The organism is Virgibacillus dokdonensis (assembly GCF_900166595.1).
Lineage (GTDB): Bacteria > Bacillota > Bacilli > Bacillales > Amphibacillaceae > Virgibacillus > Virgibacillus dokdonensis.
Genome location: NZ_LT745763.1, coordinates 1011478 through 1028314 on the forward strand (window position 1 = coordinate 1011478; position 16837 = coordinate 1028314).

The following is a 16837-nucleotide window of genomic DNA, read 5'->3' on the forward strand; positions in this document are numbered from 1 at the left end:
TGCCTCATTTCTTTGTTGGGTTGGAGTTATTTTGAACAATGGAAGCGATTAGTTCTTGATAAGCTTTATAGCTTTGTTTATATAGCTTTGCTTTGTCAATGCTTCCACTCATTTGTTCCAGTACTTGTGCTAAAAATCTCGGAAATATCTCGTAAATAAACGTAGGATCGACATCTATAAAGTCATCTCCATGGATGGTTCCGGTAAAGCCGCTATAGCCAATTTGTATACATGGCATTATAAAGGAAAGGTCGCCTATATCCCCTGCAGCACTAATAAAGTTACCATTTAGTATTTCATCAATTTCAGTGTTTTTATGGAATGCTGCTTCAACAAATGTGGATAGATACCTATCTTGTACGAATGGTAAATAGCCCATTTGTGTATCAATCGTTACATTTCCTTGTAGAGCCATGGCACTTCCTTTCGCCGCATCGTCCAATTTTTCCGCTGTCTCTTTTAAATAGTCTACAGATTTGGTTCGCAAGTCTGTTCCTACTACGATGTGATTAGGGATAACATTTGTAGACATATCCGATTCCATAATGATTGGATTAATTCGAACATGCTCTGACTCTTTTAATTGTTGACGACTAAGTCCGATTGCAGTATTAAACAGCGTCGACATATGATACGCATTCTTAGAAGAAAATGGATCAAATCCAGCATGTGTAGCTTTACCTTCAAAAGCGTATTTTTTGTATAAAAAACCAGCTAAATCGCAATTAATTTCAATGGTTCGTTTAGAAAATTCTCCGCCAATGGCATGCACACATATACTTAGGTCGATGTCATCAAAAACACCTAGTTTCATAGCTTCTGGTTTCCCACCATAATGACTAATTTGACCTTCTTGTAACAATTGCTGACGGTAGGTTAAATCTAAGTATTCTTCTGCGGGTACAAAAACGAATGTTAGTTTGAAATCTAAATTTTTATATGCTTTTGTCTTAAAGAAATATTGATAGAGTGCTAGAGCTATCGCTATTTGTGAGTAATGACCGCAGTTATGGGCTGCTCCTGTTTGCTCATCAGCATACATATGGGTAGGTGCATAGACTGCATCTAATTCAGCGATAAAAGCAATGTGTAAATCATCTGTTCCTTTAGTTCCTAAGCTTGTCTTAAAACCAGTTAAACTAAAATTTTCAATGTCAATATTAGGGTTTACTGCCTTTAAATAATCAATGACTTGTTTTTTTGTACGTTTTTCTTTATATCCAAGTTCAGGATGGTAATAAATATCCTCAGCGACCTGTTTTATGGCTTCATATTGTTGTTTAAATTGCATTTGGATGCCCCCTGTAAAATATGTCGAAAAAACACGAATTTATCTTATCACTATGTTGAAAGTTCGTCAATAACGAATATTTTTAAGTATATACGTTTTATTGTTCGTTTTTTAATTGTTTGATAAGTGGGAAACAAGGTAATATTTGATTTTTGCAACAAATTAACATAGGGTTGTTTTTTTAGAAATGAATGTTATACTTATCCCATTCAAATTAAATCGTAACTTTCATATAATCGCGGGGATATGGCCTGCAAGTTTCTACCGGTTTACCGTAAATAAACTGACTATGAAAAAGGTATGGCTTATGCTATTATGGCATAGTCTATTCTTTGTTATTTCGTTTTAAAAGTTCGGAATACATTGCTTTTTCATGGAAAGGCAGTGTATTCCGAACTTTTTTTATGGTCTAGGAAATTATAAAATTTTGCAGCTGTGGATAAACTAACTAAGTTATTTAGCCACGTCCGGCTCCAGCGCCCAGCAACTAGGCGACTTCACGAAATCGCCTTACGATAAGTCATCATCGGTTCGTTCCTCACCGTGATTCCTAAAACTTTCGTTGATTCGTTCCAGTCGCTACGTTGCTAACCGGGCGCTTGCGCCTTTGTTCCACTATAGGAAAGTATAAAAGTTTATAGTATAAGAAAAACTACACCTTTCGCCATAGGACTTGGCGACAAGCCAAGTTTTTCTAATTCTATCCGTGTATGTTCCAATAAGAGGATGCTAGATGGAGATATAGGAGAAACACCTACTGTATGGGACAATCAACTAGACAAAGGGGACAACAAAGAATGAAATCGTTACTCGAAGAAGACCAATTTCAGCGTAATCAACATCTATCTAAGCAAGAAAGACCACGAGTTTTAAAGTCACTTATGATTGGTTCACAGCATGTTTTAGCAATGGATTTGTTTATTCCACCTATTATTTTAGCTGGGCTTCTGTCGCTTTCTGTCGCAAATACAGCATTACTTATTCAAATGACATTTCTAGCTTGTGGTATTGCTACGGTGATACAAGCAGGGTTTGCAATGAAGCTACCTGTTATGCAGGGCCCTTCTTTTATACCATTGAGCGCTTTAGCAGCAATTGGAACTACCTCTGGACTAGGCGCTATGATTGGTAGCTTGATTCCTGGGGCCATATTGATTGCTTTGTTAGGCTATCCTTTCCGAATATTCAGTAAAATAATTCAATCTTTTATACCGAAACTTGTTGCTGGAACAGTAATTATTGTGGTGGGTGTTGCATTAATGCCAAGCGCCATTCAATCAATTTATACTGCTTCAGGTCATTTTGGCACGAATGTTTTCATTGCTGCTTTGAGTATGGGAGTGTTAGTAGTATGTATTTATATAGGAGAAACATTTATCAGTTTTAAGTTTGTGAAATTGTTTTCAGTTATTCTCGCCTTAACTATAGGCACAGTCGTAGCTTCATTCTTTGGTATGTTGGATTTTTCATCGGTGTATACAGCTAAGTGGTTTGCAATGCCACATCTTTTTGCTTTCGGTGTCCCCACCTTTGAATGGGAAGCGATTATGATTGTGACTTTTCTTTATTTTATTATTATGATTGAAACAACAGGCACCTGGTTTACCGTTAGTAATGTGACTGGACAGCCTCTTGATGATAGACGTTTAAATGGCGGAGCATTAGGAGAAGGTATTGGCTGTTTAATAGGCGCTTGCTTTGGTGGTACATCTGTTACTGGCTATTCTTCTAATGCTGGGGTAGTAGCTATTACTGGTGTGAAAAGCCGTTATCCGGTGATAGCTGGAGGAATTATTTTAATTGCATTAAGCATGATGCCTAAAATAATGAATGCTATTGCCAGTATCCCGGCTCCAGTTGTTAACGGTGTGTTCGCTTTAGTCTGTGTCGTCATTATGATGAACGGATTTCGAGTGGTAAAAGATATCCCGTTTTCTGAACGAAATATGTTAATGATTGGCATCCCAATTATGTTAACGTTGTTTACAATATTTTTACCAGCTGAAATTATTGAAAAAATGCCAGACATAATTCACTATTTATTATCTTCAGGAATGGCGGTTGGGGTTTTAGCAGCAGTTATATTAAATAAACTGCTACCTGAAAAAACAAATCATATAATACGAAATGTAAATAATAAACCATTAACAAATCATGTAGATAAACATTATGAAACGATCACTGGAGGAAAAAGATGAAACAAACACTTTTAAAAAATGGATATATTATTTCAATGAATGCAAATAGAGAAGTATTTGTTCACGGAGATGTTCTCATTGAAGGCAATACAATCAAAGCAGTTGGGCATGTTACAAAAGACAGCATTCACGATGATGCCGATGTAGTAGACGTTACTGGGAAAATGGTTATGCCAGGTCTTATCAATACGCATGTTCATTTGTCACAACAACTAGGTAGGGGCATTGCAGATGATGTGGATTTACTAACATGGTTGCGTAAACGAATTTGGCCATATGAAAGCAGTATGACAGAGGAGGAAGCGTATATTTCAGCCCTTGCTTGTAGTATTGAACTTATTAAATCAGGTGTTACGACTTTGGCTGAAGCTGGCGGTCATCATGTAGATGCATTAGGAAAAGCGGTCAAAGAAGTTGGACTTCGGGCTATTTTATCACGCTCAACCATGGATATGGGGGAAGGATTGCCATTAAATTGGCAGGAAACAACAAATGATGCATTGAAAAAACAAGAAGCACTTATAGAGAAATGGCATCATACTTCTGACGAGCGAATTAAAATGTGGTTTGGTTTACGTACTATATTTAATTGTTCTGATGATTTAATAAGACAAACAAAACAATTAGCTGATCAATATGGAGTTGGTATTCATATGCATGCAGCAGAAATAATGGATGAAATTCGTTATACAAAGGAACAACGTGGTGCTTCAACTATTGAGCATTTACATAAACTTGGTTTATTGGATGAAAACTTGTTAACAGCACATATGGTTTGGCTAACAGATCGAGAAATGGATCTTGTGATGTTACATAACGTTAAAGTTTCCCATAACCCAGGTGCAGCAATGAAGGTGCTCGGTTTTGCCAGAATTCCAGAAATGCTGGAAAAAGGAATCGATGTGTCCATTGGTACAGATGGCGCGCCCGCAAATAATCGTATGGACATGATGGACGAAATGTATGTAACATCACTCATACATAAAGGAAGAACATTGGATACAACGACTGTTCCCGCTGAGCAAGTCCTAGAAATGGCGACTGTAAAGGCAGCGAAATGTTTATTGTGGGATAGGGAGATTGGTTCATTGGAGCAAGGAAAAAGGGCTGACCTCATTATTATTGACCCTAAACAAATAGGAAGTTTCCCCATGCATGACCCGATTGCCAATATCGTTTATTCCATGCATGCAAGCAATGTAGAGTCTTCCATGTGCAATGGGCAATGGTTAATGAAAGATCGAAACATTTTAACCGTCAATGAAAATGAAATAATAGAGACAGCTCAGCAATTGGCGGAAGGTGTTGTGAAACGTGCAGGCATCCATTTAAAGGAACGCTTCCTGCATGTAAGGTAAGGAGTGTTTCAGGAAAAACGTTTTTGTAAAAATAACTCAACTATTAAACAGAAGGGGATTTGTATGAAAAAAGATCGATTATGGCAGGAGTGGCATCCAGTTTTAAAGGAAACGGAATTACACGAAGATCCAAAGCAAGTTCACATTCTTGGAGAAAGAGTAGTTTTATTTCGAAATCAAAAGGGAGTTCATGCATTTAAGGATTTATGCATTCATCGAGGTGCAGCATTGTCTTTAGGGAAAGTAAAGAATGGGAATATTGTTTGTCCATATCATGCTTGGGAGTACAATGATGAAGGGATATGTGTAAAAATACCTGCCCTACCATGCGAGCGTGCCATTCCACAAAAGGCGAAAGCCACGGTATATCATTGTCAAGTGTATGCGGGATTAATTTGGGTAAACTTAAGTGAACAGCCTTTACCATTATTAAACTATCTAGAATATAGTAGAGAAGGATATCGGACTGCTATTTGTGGCCCTTATAAAGTGAGTGCTAACGCACCTAGAGTCATTGAGAACTTCCTTGATATTTCGCATCTTATGTTTGTTCATGGTGGTTTATTGGGAGATGAGGATCATGCTGAAGTGCAAAATTATGATGTTACGTTTGTTGATGGTCGTTTTATCACAAGTGAAATACCAATCTATCAGCCCAATCCAGATGGTCGTTCAGTAGGTGGCTATACGGACTATGTATATGAAATACTTAATCCTACTACAGCTCGTTTTACCAAATCAGTTGAGGGTTCAAGTGAAGAATTCATCGTCCTCATTACAGTCGTACAAGAAGCGGATGAACAAACAAAAGTGTTTATGCTATTAACTAGAAACTATGATTTAGATAAGCCGGATGAACCATTTGTGGAGTTTCAAGATCTAATATTTAAACAAGATTTAGATGTGGTTGAAAGCCAGAAGCCTGAGTTATTGCCGTTAGATTTGCAAGCCGAAATGCATTTGAAATGTGATGCTTTAACCATTGCTTATCGTCGCTGGTTAGATGAACTTGGCATAGAAACCGGAACTACTCCTAATTATCGAAAAAAGCGTGAAATAGTACCATCTTAATGATCTTGAAAAATTAAAGTCCGATCTACCATTTGAGATTCTTTGAAATATGAATGATAGATCGGATTTTCTCTTAAATGTTCGCGCAGAACCTATCCCTGCTTCAAGTAGATTTTTTTAAACGGTAAGAAAGTATAAAAATTAGATGCTTTGGGGTAATGAATTAACAGAATAAGCCACGTCCGGCTTCAGCGCCAGCAACTAGGCGACTTCACTCCATTGCCCTAAGATAAGTCATCATCGGTTCGTGCTAAATAGGAAGACCGACTAAAAACGGGCTTGCCTTAGTGCGTCGGCATACCCCTGTAAAACATTAGTTGATTCGTTCCACTCGCTACGTTGCTAAACGGGCGCCCCGAGCCTTTGTTTAGAGGTTATGAGAATATGAGTAAATAACTGTGATTGGAGGGGAAGGTAATTGGGGAAGCAACTGTTAGCACATATAGCCTTACTTAGAAATGCTACTACAGACCAAAAGTTTATCATTGATGATCAATACCTTGTGCGTGCCTTTTCAAGTGAACAATCGTCAAATAGGCAAGCGGAATTTCATACACTTGCAAAGCTTTCTCCTTAAATTTGCTGAGTAAAAAAACAAGGTCTATCCAAAAAGTATTTGGCTAGACCTTGTTCGTTTTTCACAAGTTAACGTTTTTAATTAGAAAGCAATTGTATATTTTAGACGTTTTCACTTTTTTGTGAGCGTCAAGAAACAGATGCTGTTCTTTAAACGATTTAAACGTATATTTTTTTGTTGTGCTTATTTTTCGCCACTTAGCTCAATTAAAATTTTAGCTTGAGACTTATCTGTAGATAATAATTCAAATCCTTTTTCTACGATGTCATCTAATTGAATTTGGTTAGTAATAATGGATTGTGGTTTTAATTGTCCACTTGCCATTAAGTCGATTGTTTGTTGGAAAGATGTTGGTGTGTACGCAATAGTAGAAGTGATTTTCACACCTTTTCCAGTTAGTTGCATTGGGTTCCACTCAATTGGTCTAGCAAAAATAGAAACGATGACCATCGTTCCACGTGGTTTTGTTACTTCAATAGATTGTTTGAAAGTAGGCGCTACACCAGCAACTTCAAATGAAGCATTGACACCCTCAGGTACGATATCGAAAACAGCTTTTACTGGATCTGTTTCCCCTGAATTAATGACGTGTGTCGCACCAACTTCTTTTGCTTTTTCTAAACGTGTTTCAGATAAGTCTAATGCGATAATTTTGCTTGCTCCAGCTGCTCTTGCTGCTAGGATGGTTAACAAACCAATTGGACCAGCACCAAATACTGCAACAGTGTCGCCAAATTGCATGCCAGCTTCTTTCACAGCTTGAACTGCTACTGCTGTAGGTTCAATTAATGCCCCATCTTGTAAAGTTAATGGTTCTGGTAAAAGATACACGTTGTTTTCTGGAACATTGGCAAAAGATGTGAATCCACCATCTGTGTGCAAGCCTACAAAAGAAAAACCATCATATGGATCAAGATCTTCTGATTTGTTGCCATGCGTAATAGTTGGATTTACAGCTACGCGGTCGCCTGGTTTGAAGTTTGTTACCTTTGCCCCAACTTCTTCAATGACACCAGCAAATTCATGCCCCATGGTAAGCGGCGCAATACCACCAGCTAATTCATCTTCTTTTTCTGTTGGAATAAATACTGGACCTTCTTCATACTCATGTAAGTCACTACCGCATAGACCAGCCCATGCAACCTTTACTTTAACCTCTGTGTCTTTTAATGGTTTTTGTTCTCTTTCTTCTACGCGAATGTCTTTTTGTCCATACCATACTGCTGCTTTCATAATGTTGTTACCCCCAAAAGAAAATTTTTACAAACTAACTCCGGTATTATTGTATCGCAGATTTACAAATTTCGACACTCTTTTGTTTGAGTTAACGACAATGTAACAAAATGTTCATATTTCTTAGGTTTATCTTCAAGGGATTACAACTGTATAGAAGGTACTCACTTCATGGTAATGAATAAATCTATTTTAAAATACCAGTGGCAGTAAGTTGTTGTTCTAGTGTATCCCATTCCATTTTTGTTAAGTTCTGTATTGGTAGACGGACATCTCCAACCGTAATGCCTAGCATATTTAGAGCACTTTTAACCGGAGCCGGACTTGACTGAGCAAACATTGCTTTCATTATTGGCAGTAATTTTTGGTGCGATTTTGCGCTTGTGGTGATGTCACCATTTCTAAAGTGCTGGATCATTTCCTGCATTTGGTTACCAATAATATGAGAGGAAACGGATACAATGCCATTTGCACCAATGGCAATGGCAGGTAGCGTTAAGCTATCATCTCCACAGTATAAAGTGAAACTATCTGGAGTGTTAGAGATTATGGTTGTCATTTGATCTAAATTACCACTTGCTTCTTTAACCGATACAATATTCTCTATGTTAGAAAGACGATTGATCGTATCCGCTTCCACTTGGACAGAAGTTCTGCCAGGTACGTTATAAAGCATTATTGGTAAATGTGTTGCGTTAGCAATCGTAGCAAAATGCTGATAAATACCTTCTTGAGAAGGCTTGTTGTAGTAAGGGGTGACAAGCATAATTGCGTCGACACCAGTTTTTTCAGCCAGCTTGGTTAATTCAATGGAAGCTTTCGTATTATTAGAACCTGTTCCGGCTATTATTTTTGCTCGTCCTTTAGAAACTGTAACTACATGTTTAAATAAAGCTATTTTTTCATCATTGGTTAACGTTGGTGATTCTCCAGTAGTACCAGCAATAACTAAGCTATCCGATCCATTTTCAATTAAGTAGTTGACAAGTTTTTCAACGGCATAAAAATCAATATTTTCGTTGTTGTCAAATGGTGTTACCATTGCAGTGATAACTTGGCCAAAATTCATTACTTCACACCCTTTTTTAAAATTATAGTGTAGGTAACAAGGCAATTTTGTCCGCAAAAAAGCAACAGCGACGGCATATCGCTGCTGCTTTGAAAGTTTAAAAGCTTCATGCGTCTAGATAGCCCTCCATATAGTTACCTATATGACAGTCCTGTATTTGTTCAATAGCAGAACCAGCTGTAGAAGTAATGAGTTCTCTACAACTTCGGCAAAGCACCCTTTTCACTATTTTCCATGGATCTCATTATCCTCCAATAGTGTACTTTTGAGCCTCGCACCTCTATCCTTATTTCAATAACATTTTGAAATAGGAATATATTCGATTGTCTGTACTATAGCAGATTTCTCCTTGTTATGCAAGAACACTTTTTACGTGTTTTATCTATATAAAATGCCTAAGATTAGCATACTTTGGTCCATTATCTATTATAGAATTGAAATCTAATCTAAGGCGTGCTTGCAAGCCACCTTTTGTCTAAAGTTCTTGATCTAGGCTTTAGCTAAGTGATACCTACGTTAATTGCATATTAGTGAGGCAGGTTGGGTCTTCTGTATAAGAGGAAAATTCAGATTGAACTTGTTTACCATCATGCTCTATTGTTATATGGTATTTTTTGTCTCTAGGAACCCATAAGTCAATAAAACCATTTGCCAAAGACATTACTTTTTCATCGACAACGACATTACCATCTTCATCTTCAATATATACATCGAATTCTTTCATTACCATTTCGCCTTGGCATCCTGTTAAACTATGGTAAGTACAAGGATGCGTTTGTTCTACGAATGGAGCAATAGAAACGAAAAATTCATCTTTAGGGAGTTCATAGCTTTTTTCTTTTCCAGCTGTAGTATTTACAACTAGCTCTTCACCTGTAATTGAAGCTGATTCTGCTTCTTTTTTGTCCGTGCTGTAATCGTTTACTAACTGTTTAACGTCTACTTTATCACTATTCTCTTCAGTTTCACTTGTCGTATCGTCGTTATTACATGCGACTAGTATTAGTCCAAATAGTGATAGTATCAAGAAGAGTAGTAAGGATTTTAATTTCAATATCGTCACCTCCATTTTATAGTTTATTGTTTGAGAAAAGTATAGCAAATCGTTCATTAGACAATCAATCATTTGCTAGCAGATGGTTATTTACCAAAAAGGTCGATTTTAAAAAATTACACTTTCAAAAACCTATATATAGTGGTTTATCCAATAATCCAAACGCTATATGCCGTGCATAAAATGATCTTTAGAACCTTAATTGTTACTATCATAAAAAAGTGCAAATATTTTGTAGAACATTTAATATGAAAAAGGTATCTATTGGTTATATATCTAAATAATGGGTGGCAGGAATATAATGTAAATATTTGAAGGAGAAATAAATTAAATGATGTTATAAACAATGATTCTGGAGACATCATCGGTCCTAGCTTTAATTGGGGGTTTTTGGGATTGTCTAAAAGTGACAGCGTCTTTTTCTTATTAAAAAGCACCTTTTCCTTCTATTCTTCGAAACCAGATATAGGCTGGTTTCCATAGATGTTAAGAAGTTTCTCCCTCTCCGCGTTTTACTTTTTATTCATTTGCGCTTAGACTTTAAGTACACATCTCTTTAAAAAGGAAGGTATCATCATGAAAAATAATTTTCTTGGATATGCAGGGACGTACACGCGTAATACAAGTAAGGGTATCTATCGTTTTGAATTAGATCCAAAAGCGAAAAAAATAACAGCAGTTGAAGTAGCCGCTGAAGTTGGGAGCCCAACGTATGTAGCCGTTAGTGAAGATAACCGTTACTTGTTCTCCATTGGACAAGACGGAGATTTAGGCGGTGTACAAGCTTATCAAATAAAACAAGAAACAGGGGAACTAATAAAAATAGATGAACAACTAACAGAAGGGAAATCCCCATGTCACTTATCCATTTATGACAATCAAATAGTTACTGGTAATTACCATAGAGGCGAGGTAGTTTTATACGCTTTTGAAGATAACAAAGCATTAGTAACTGCGTCCGCTATACAACATAACGGTGATGGTCCTCATGAGCGTCAAGAAAAATCACACGTTCATTTTGCTGGATTTACGCCAGATCATAACTATGTAGTCGTTTGTGATCTAGGTACAGATGAGCTAGTAACCTACCGTATAGAAGATAATAAACTTGTTCGTCATCAAACACGAACCGTAAAACCGGGAAGTGGTCCAAGACATATTGTATTTCATCCCAATGGGAAAACAGCGTATTTACTTACGGAGCTTAGTTCAGAAGTAATTGTTCTAGATTATGATGCACAAACAGGAAGTTTTTCAGAAAAGCAAACCGTGCTTGCGAAACCAGCAGATTTCACAGAAACAAACGATGCTAGTGCGATTCATATCTCGTCAGACGGAAAATTTGTTTACACTGGTAATCGCGGTCACAATAGTATCGCGCTATTTGAAGTAGATGCAGAAACAGACGAATTAACCTTTATAGAATTTACTGCAACAGGCGGAGAGTGGCCACGTGATTTTGTATTAGATCCTAGTGAGTCCTTCATTGTTGCTTCCAATCAGCATAGTGGAAACTTAGTTTTATTTGCACGCGATCAAAAGACGGGAAAATTAACACCAATGGATTCTACTGTCGAAGTTCCTGAAGTAGTCTGTGTGAAATTTTTAAACTAGTTTTACATTGCTTGAATATACGAAATAACAGTATTACAATTACTAATCCGTTAAAGACTTGGCTTAAAGCCAAGTCTTTTTCATTTTATCAACTAATAAAATGAAGAAATGACTAAATATACCATAATATCCACCGATATAAACAAAGCAAAAGCAAAAAACATCTTCTAAGGAGGGGAGCAAAAAATATGTTAACCGTTGCAGCTCAAATCGTAGAAATCTTAAAAGCACAAGGCTGCCAGTATGCCTTTGGAGTTCCAGGTAAGCCTATTGTGCCGCTCATTTTAGAAATGGAACATCACGACATGGATTTTGTATTAGCACGACATGAATGTAGTGCTGGTTATATGGCAACAGGCTATGCCTTGAAAAATGATAGTTTAGCAGTTGCTATTGGTACATCAGGTCCTGGAGGAACGAACCTTCTTACAGCCGCAGCACAAGCAAAAGCATATCATGCACCTGTCTTGTTTATTACTGGTCATCCACCATTAACGGATATGGGGAAGCCAGTTGGTCAAGACTCAAGTATGTTTGGTACGGATTTAACAGAAATGTTTCGTTCTGTAACGTTGTTTAGCGCAAAGGTAGAGGATGCAAACCTGTTAAAAAAATATATTCAGTACGCTTTAGAACGAGCCTTGCTTGGAGAAAAAGGGCCAGTACATTTATCCATTCCCCTAGATGTACTTATTAATAAGATAGCCCCATTCTCATCGCCTATAAAGCTAATAAATGATACTCCTATTTCAGGGAATCTGAAGCAAGCAGCCCACATATTGCAAGATGCGAAACGTCCTGTTTTATTGTTAGGAAAAGGGGTTCACATAGCTAAGGCTTACCGAGAAGTAATGCAGTTTAGTGAAAAATGGAATATTCCGGTCATGACCACACCAGGAGGTAAAGGCACATTTCCCACAAAACATCGACTTTCATTAGGGGCGTATGGACTAGGTGGGACTGAAGCCGCTACTGCTTATATGGCTGAGGGTGTAGATGTGATGGTTGTTATTGGATCTAAGTTGACGGATATGTCAATAGCTGGATTGGCAAGTGAACAATACCCTAAAACAATGATTCATTTTGATCAACAGGCTGATTTTATCGGAAAGTCTATTTTAGTAGATACTGTATTTGTTAAAGGAGATGCAAAGAAGAATCTTCAGCAGTTAAATACGAACTATTCTTCAAATAGGGAAACGCCCAATTTAAAGCCGTATTGGAAAAAAGAAATACTTGATTTAGAAGAAAAGAAAAAAGACCAAGCTCCATACCAAAATTTATCTACAGCAGAAGTTATGAAATGTTTAAGAGCCGTATTACCTGAGGAGACCGTTGTATTTGGAGATGATGGTAGCCATACTTTCTATGCTATTAAATATTTTGATATTGTAAAATCTGGTACTTTCTTTTTTGACGATGTATTTGGTGCAATGGGGCACGGGCTTAATTTTGCAATCGGAGCAAAAATAGCTACAAAAGAAATACCTGTTGTTAGTTTTACGGGTGATGGCTGTGTGATGATGCAAGGAACGGAAATATCGACAGCTGTAAACCAAAAAATACCAATGATTTTCTATGTGTTTAATAATGGCATGCTTGACATGGTAGATAAAGGCATGCGTTATAACATTGGTAAATCAGCAGGAACAAGGTATACGACTGCAATGAATGCGACATTGTTTGCTGAATCTCTAGGCGCAATCGGTTATCGTTGCACAAAAATGGAAGAAATTGTCGAAGCAACTGAAATAGCGTTAAAAGAACGACAAACAGCAGTTATTGAAATCCTAGTGGAAAAAGAGGAAGTCCCTCCAACATTAAAACGTGGGTAAGGTGCAAATTTGCCATCTTTCCCTTCTTTATATGAATACCAAGATAGGAGATGAACATATTGACTAAACAAGAAAGAGGATGGAAGCAAATTGAAGAATTAGCCGGTTCTAAAGGAATAGATGCGATGAAAGAAGTTGAAAAGTTTTCGCCGCGTTTAGCTAAGCTTGCTTTAGAATTTGGCTATGGGGATGTTTATCACAATGATTCGCTTGATTTAAAGCAACGAGCCCTTATTACGCTATCTTCTTTAATCACCCAAGGAGATGCTGGTAGAGGATTAACCTATCATTTCCATGCAGCACTAAACGTTGGTGTTCATCAGTCGGAAATTTTAGAATTAATAAATCATTGTAGTGCCTACGCAGGATTTCCAAAGGCAATTCATGCATTGCATATTTTTAAATCAGTAGTTGAAGAAAGGGAGAAGAACAATGGCTAAGTATGAAATGAAAGTGTATAAAGATGTACTATATTTTAACTACTTTGAAATGGCTGGGACGAAAGAGGAAGCTGAGAAACATGCAAATGCAGTAAAAGAGGTTTTACAAAAACCCGAAATAAAAAAATTCCTTAATGATAATAGCAAGATTATAGGTGTAGCTAAGCCAGAGGTGAATATGGTATGGGGGAAATTTATGGAATGGGTAAGCAGTAATATTGAGAAAAACGCTACTGTAGCACCAAGTGTGGCGCTAAAAATGCAGTTGAATCGCTTATCTAGAACAGCAGGTACATATGACTCCATACGAGCTTTTACGAAATTAGATGAAGCACTGGAGTTCATGGGTATTCCAGAATTCAAAATAAATGAAGGATGAAAAGAGATGAAAAAAGTAGGAAGAAGCTTAACGGTTTATCAAACATTATTATTGTATTTATTTTTATTTACTTTAATTATTACTTTTATACCTTTGATTACACTTTTCATATTCATTATCTCAGATATTAGTTTGAAGTCTATTTCTGCATTAATCGGGCTATCTATTGCAAGTTTACTCTCCCTGTGTTTTGCCTATATCTATGGACATTTTCTGTTTTCTCCGTTTAAACAAAGTGTAAAAGATATAGATGTTAGCAGAGATGATTCTCTTCACCATCCTGTTTATAAGTGGGTGAAGGAGTGGATAATGAATACAGAGAATAATTATTCAGTAAATGAACAAGATCGACAAGTAATGGAATTAGTTGAACAAACAGCTGCATCTTCTCAGCAGCTGATGTCTACAACGGAAGAGACGACGAAAGCAACAGGCGAAATTTCTGCGTCCATTCAAGAATTAGCTTCTGGAGCAGATATGCAAACACAATCCATTCAAACGATTAATGATTCTTCATCGCAAGTCTTTTTTACTTTAACTGAAATAGATGAAAGTACGAAATTTGTGAAAGAGACGTCGAAAACGGCTAAGAAAAATGCGAAAAACGGAAGTGAAGTTGTTTTTAGTGCTACCGAGCAAATGGATGAGATAGCGAAGCAAGTGGATGATTCTATTCACGTCGTAAATGATTTAAAAGAAAAAATGAATCAGGTCGGAGAAATATTGTCGCTTATAACGGATATATCAAATCAAACGAATCTGCTTTCTTTAAATGCTGCAATTGAGGCTGCGCGTGCGGGTGAGCATGGGAAAGGGTTCTCTGTAGTTGCTGAAGAAGTTCGCAAATTAGCAGAGCAAACAAATGCAGCAACAGCTAAAACTCAACATCTAATTGATGAAATTCAAGGTGGAACAAAAGAAGTTATTCATGTCATTCAGGAAAGTGGAAATACCATTAAACAAGGTGTATCCAGAAATGGTGAAATTTCTCAAGTATTTCAGCTTATTTCTCAAGATGTGGATGTAGTGGATGAATTTATTCAAGATTTATCAGAAGCTGTTCATGAGGTAAAGGAAAATATGAATGGTGTTACTTCATCTATGGAAGATGTATCTAGTGTTGCAAGTCAATCGACAGCTAATCTACAAAATATTGTGGCTGTCGTTGAGGAACTAAATGCGTCTATGCAGGAAGTATCTTCTTCAGCCTCATTACTGGCTGATATATCGACGAAATTAAATGATCAAGTAGACAATGAGTGGAATAAATAGGGTTTTTTAATTAAACATATGGGCTAGCTTGTATTACTATATTTGTTAGTGATTAGTACTTGTGCTTTTATCTTGGAGCTGTCGCAAAATGCATATTATACATTTGCTGACAGCTCCTTTTTATATATGAGATTGCTCGTTTTAAGATGCATTATTTTATTTATGGTGATAAAGGGAAATTTAATCGGCTTTTGACGCACTTAAATAAGCCTCGCCTTTTTTTATTTTTTTAAGCTGTCTTTAATGGATGATAATAGAGGTTTAGGCGATTAGCTTGGATTTTCGTATGTATTTTATTGAGATTATAACCAAATGCCAGGATTAAAAGTTCGTTTCGTACATTGCCTGTTCCTCGCGTACGAAATTTCTTCAAATGATAATCTTCCTTCAGTACGCCGAACGTTCCTTCCACTTGAATGGAACGATTCATACGGTACAGTGTGCCTGTTTCCCGGTATGCCAGAAATTCCTTGGCTACATGCAGTTGGCGATTCCCTTTCGCTTTTGTACATTTTTCTTTGAGCGGACAATCTGTACAATCTTCACATTCGTAGACGGTTACCTTAGATTGATAGCCAGTCTGCGAGGTTCGCGTGTAGTTTCTAATGGCATGCAGCTGCTGGTTATTGGCACAGGTATCTGTGCTTTTATCATAAGCCATGTTTTCTCGGTGTCTGATGTCCTTTTTGAAAGAAGCTTTTTTCTTGCGTTCATGATTTTGCGGCTTGATATAGGCCGTCTGTTTTTGCTTCTTTAAATACACGTAATTTTCTTCGCTTTCATATCCAGAATCTGCGACGATGTTGCGATAGGTAAAGGGAAGATGTTCCTTTACGTATTGAAGCATTGGAATTAATGTTGTTGTGTCGTTTCGATCGGAAAACGCATTGATCCCAACGATAAATTCCGCATCCACGGCAGCTTGGACATTATAAGCTGGTTTGAGTTGACCATTCCTCATAGGATCATCTTTCATTCGCATAAACGTGGCATTATGGTCTGTTTTAGAATAACTGTTTCGTTTCTCTCCCATAATCTGATTGGAAGTATCGTAGTGTTCTTTACGTTGAAGCATTTCCTTTACTTGTTCATGATAACGTTGAAGGACCGTTTTTCTTTTCCCTTTTCCATAAACGAACGTGATGTTTTCTTCCGCTTTTACTTTCTCCAGGAAAACAAGCACTTTTTTCAAATCTTCTAAAAAAGTCTCGTAAGGACTGGTGAAAATCTGACAGTATGTTGTATTGATCTGTTCCAGCAGGGCTTGCCATTTGATATACATCTTGGCTTCATGTTTGGTGATTGCCTTTTTCCATACGAAAGAATACCGGTTGGCATACGCTTCGATTTTGGTGCCATCGATATAGATGGTTTCACCGGTAATCGCTTCTTGTTGATAAAGCCACACGACTTGTTGAAAGAAGAGCTGTTCCATCACCGTATCGG

At 37.2% G+C, this 16837-nt stretch carries 14 protein-coding genes and 2 riboswitches; of the genes, 9 read left to right on the forward strand and 5 right to left on the reverse strand.

The window, feature by feature from the left end; all coding sequences use genetic code 11:
• Positions 1-4: 4 nt before the first annotated feature.
• Positions 5-1291 (reverse strand): M20/M25/M40 family metallo-hydrolase, encoded by a 1287-nt coding sequence (locus tag B2C77_RS06400; RefSeq protein ID WP_077702874.1) that lies wholly within the window; start codon positions 1289-1291, stop codon positions 5-7.
• Positions 1292-1499: 208 nt separating this feature from the next.
• Positions 1500-1601, forward strand: a riboswitch (purine riboswitch).
• 487 nt (positions 1602-2088) lie between these two features.
• Between B2C77_RS06400 and B2C77_RS06405 the strand changes: the two genes are divergently transcribed.
• The 4 genes from B2C77_RS06405 to B2C77_RS21595 all read left to right on the forward strand — a co-directional run bounded on the left by B2C77_RS06405 (position 2089) and on the right by B2C77_RS21595 (position 6495).
• Positions 2089-3489, forward strand: a complete 1401-nt coding sequence (locus B2C77_RS06405) for a nucleobase:cation symporter-2 family protein (protein WP_077702875.1) — start codon at positions 2089-2091, stop codon at positions 3487-3489.
• The gene (locus B2C77_RS06410) at positions 3486-4847 is read left to right on the forward strand and encodes an amidohydrolase (protein WP_077702876.1); all 1362 of its coding nucleotides are present in this window, start codon (positions 3486-3488) and stop codon (positions 4845-4847) included. Before B2C77_RS06405 ends, B2C77_RS06410 begins: the two co-directional genes overlap by 4 nt.
• Positions 4848-4910: 63 nt before the next feature.
• Positions 4911-5918, forward strand: a complete 1008-nt coding sequence (locus tag B2C77_RS06415) for a Rieske 2Fe-2S domain-containing protein (protein WP_077702877.1) — start codon at positions 4911-4913, stop codon at positions 5916-5918.
• Between the two features lie 418 nt (positions 5919-6336).
• The gene (locus B2C77_RS21595) at positions 6337-6495 is read left to right on the forward strand and encodes a hypothetical protein (protein ID WP_164085480.1); all 159 of its coding nucleotides are present in this window, start codon (positions 6337-6339) and stop codon (positions 6493-6495) included.
• Positions 6496-6678: 183 nt separating this feature from the next.
• On the opposite strand, the gene B2C77_RS06420 is transcribed toward B2C77_RS21595, so the two are convergent.
• The 3 genes from B2C77_RS06420 to B2C77_RS06430 all read right to left on the reverse strand — a co-directional run bounded on the left by B2C77_RS06420 (position 6679) and on the right by B2C77_RS06430 (position 9851).
• Entirely contained in the window at positions 6679-7728 is a 1050-nt protein-coding gene (locus tag B2C77_RS06420; protein ID WP_077702878.1) for a 2,3-butanediol dehydrogenase, read from the reverse strand.
• 187 nt (positions 7729-7915) lie between these two features.
• Complete coding sequence (gene dapA / locus B2C77_RS06425; RefSeq protein ID WP_077702879.1) at positions 7916-8797, reverse strand: 4-hydroxy-tetrahydrodipicolinate synthase; 882 nt, start codon at positions 8795-8797, stop codon at positions 7916-7918.
• 111 nt (positions 8798-8908) lie between these two features.
• Positions 8909-9088, reverse strand: a riboswitch (Lysine riboswitch).
• A 220-nt stretch (positions 9089-9308) separates the two neighbouring features.
• Positions 9309-9851 (reverse strand): CueP family metal-binding protein, encoded by a 543-nt coding sequence (locus B2C77_RS06430; RefSeq protein ID WP_077702880.1) that lies wholly within the window; start codon positions 9849-9851, stop codon positions 9309-9311.
• A 576-nt stretch (positions 9852-10427) separates the two neighbouring features.
• Between B2C77_RS06430 and B2C77_RS06435 the strand changes: the two genes are divergently transcribed.
• The 5 genes from B2C77_RS06435 to B2C77_RS06455 all read left to right on the forward strand — a co-directional run bounded on the left by B2C77_RS06435 (position 10428) and on the right by B2C77_RS06455 (position 15391).
• On the forward strand, positions 10428-11465 hold the full coding sequence (locus B2C77_RS06435; protein WP_077702881.1) for a lactonase family protein: 1038 nt from the start codon (positions 10428-10430) through the stop codon (positions 11463-11465).
• Positions 11466-11653: 188 nt separating this feature from the next.
• Positions 11654-13300 (forward strand): thiamine pyrophosphate-binding protein, encoded by a 1647-nt coding sequence (locus B2C77_RS06440; RefSeq protein WP_077702882.1) that lies wholly within the window; start codon positions 11654-11656, stop codon positions 13298-13300.
• Positions 13301-13359: 59 nt separating this feature from the next.
• A complete protein-coding gene (locus B2C77_RS06445; protein WP_077702883.1) occupies positions 13360-13740 on the forward strand; it encodes a carboxymuconolactone decarboxylase family protein in 381 nt (126 codons plus the stop codon).
• Positions 13733-14119 carry a hypothetical protein gene (locus tag B2C77_RS06450; protein WP_073005783.1) on the forward strand — a complete coding sequence of 129 codons (387 nt, stop codon included), beginning with the start codon at positions 13733-13735 and terminating at the stop codon, positions 14117-14119. Before B2C77_RS06445 ends, B2C77_RS06450 begins: the two co-directional genes overlap by 8 nt.
• Positions 14120-14125: 6 nt before the next feature.
• On the forward strand, positions 14126-15391 hold the full coding sequence (locus B2C77_RS06455) for a methyl-accepting chemotaxis protein (RefSeq protein WP_077702884.1): 1266 nt from the start codon (positions 14126-14128) through the stop codon (positions 15389-15391).
• Between the two features lie 229 nt (positions 15392-15620).
• Here B2C77_RS06455 and B2C77_RS06460 read toward each other — a convergent pair whose 3' ends face one another.
• Entirely contained in the window at positions 15621-16826 is a 1206-nt protein-coding gene (locus B2C77_RS06460) for a transposase (protein ID WP_077702885.1), read from the reverse strand.
• Positions 16827-16837: the final 11 nt, after the last annotated feature.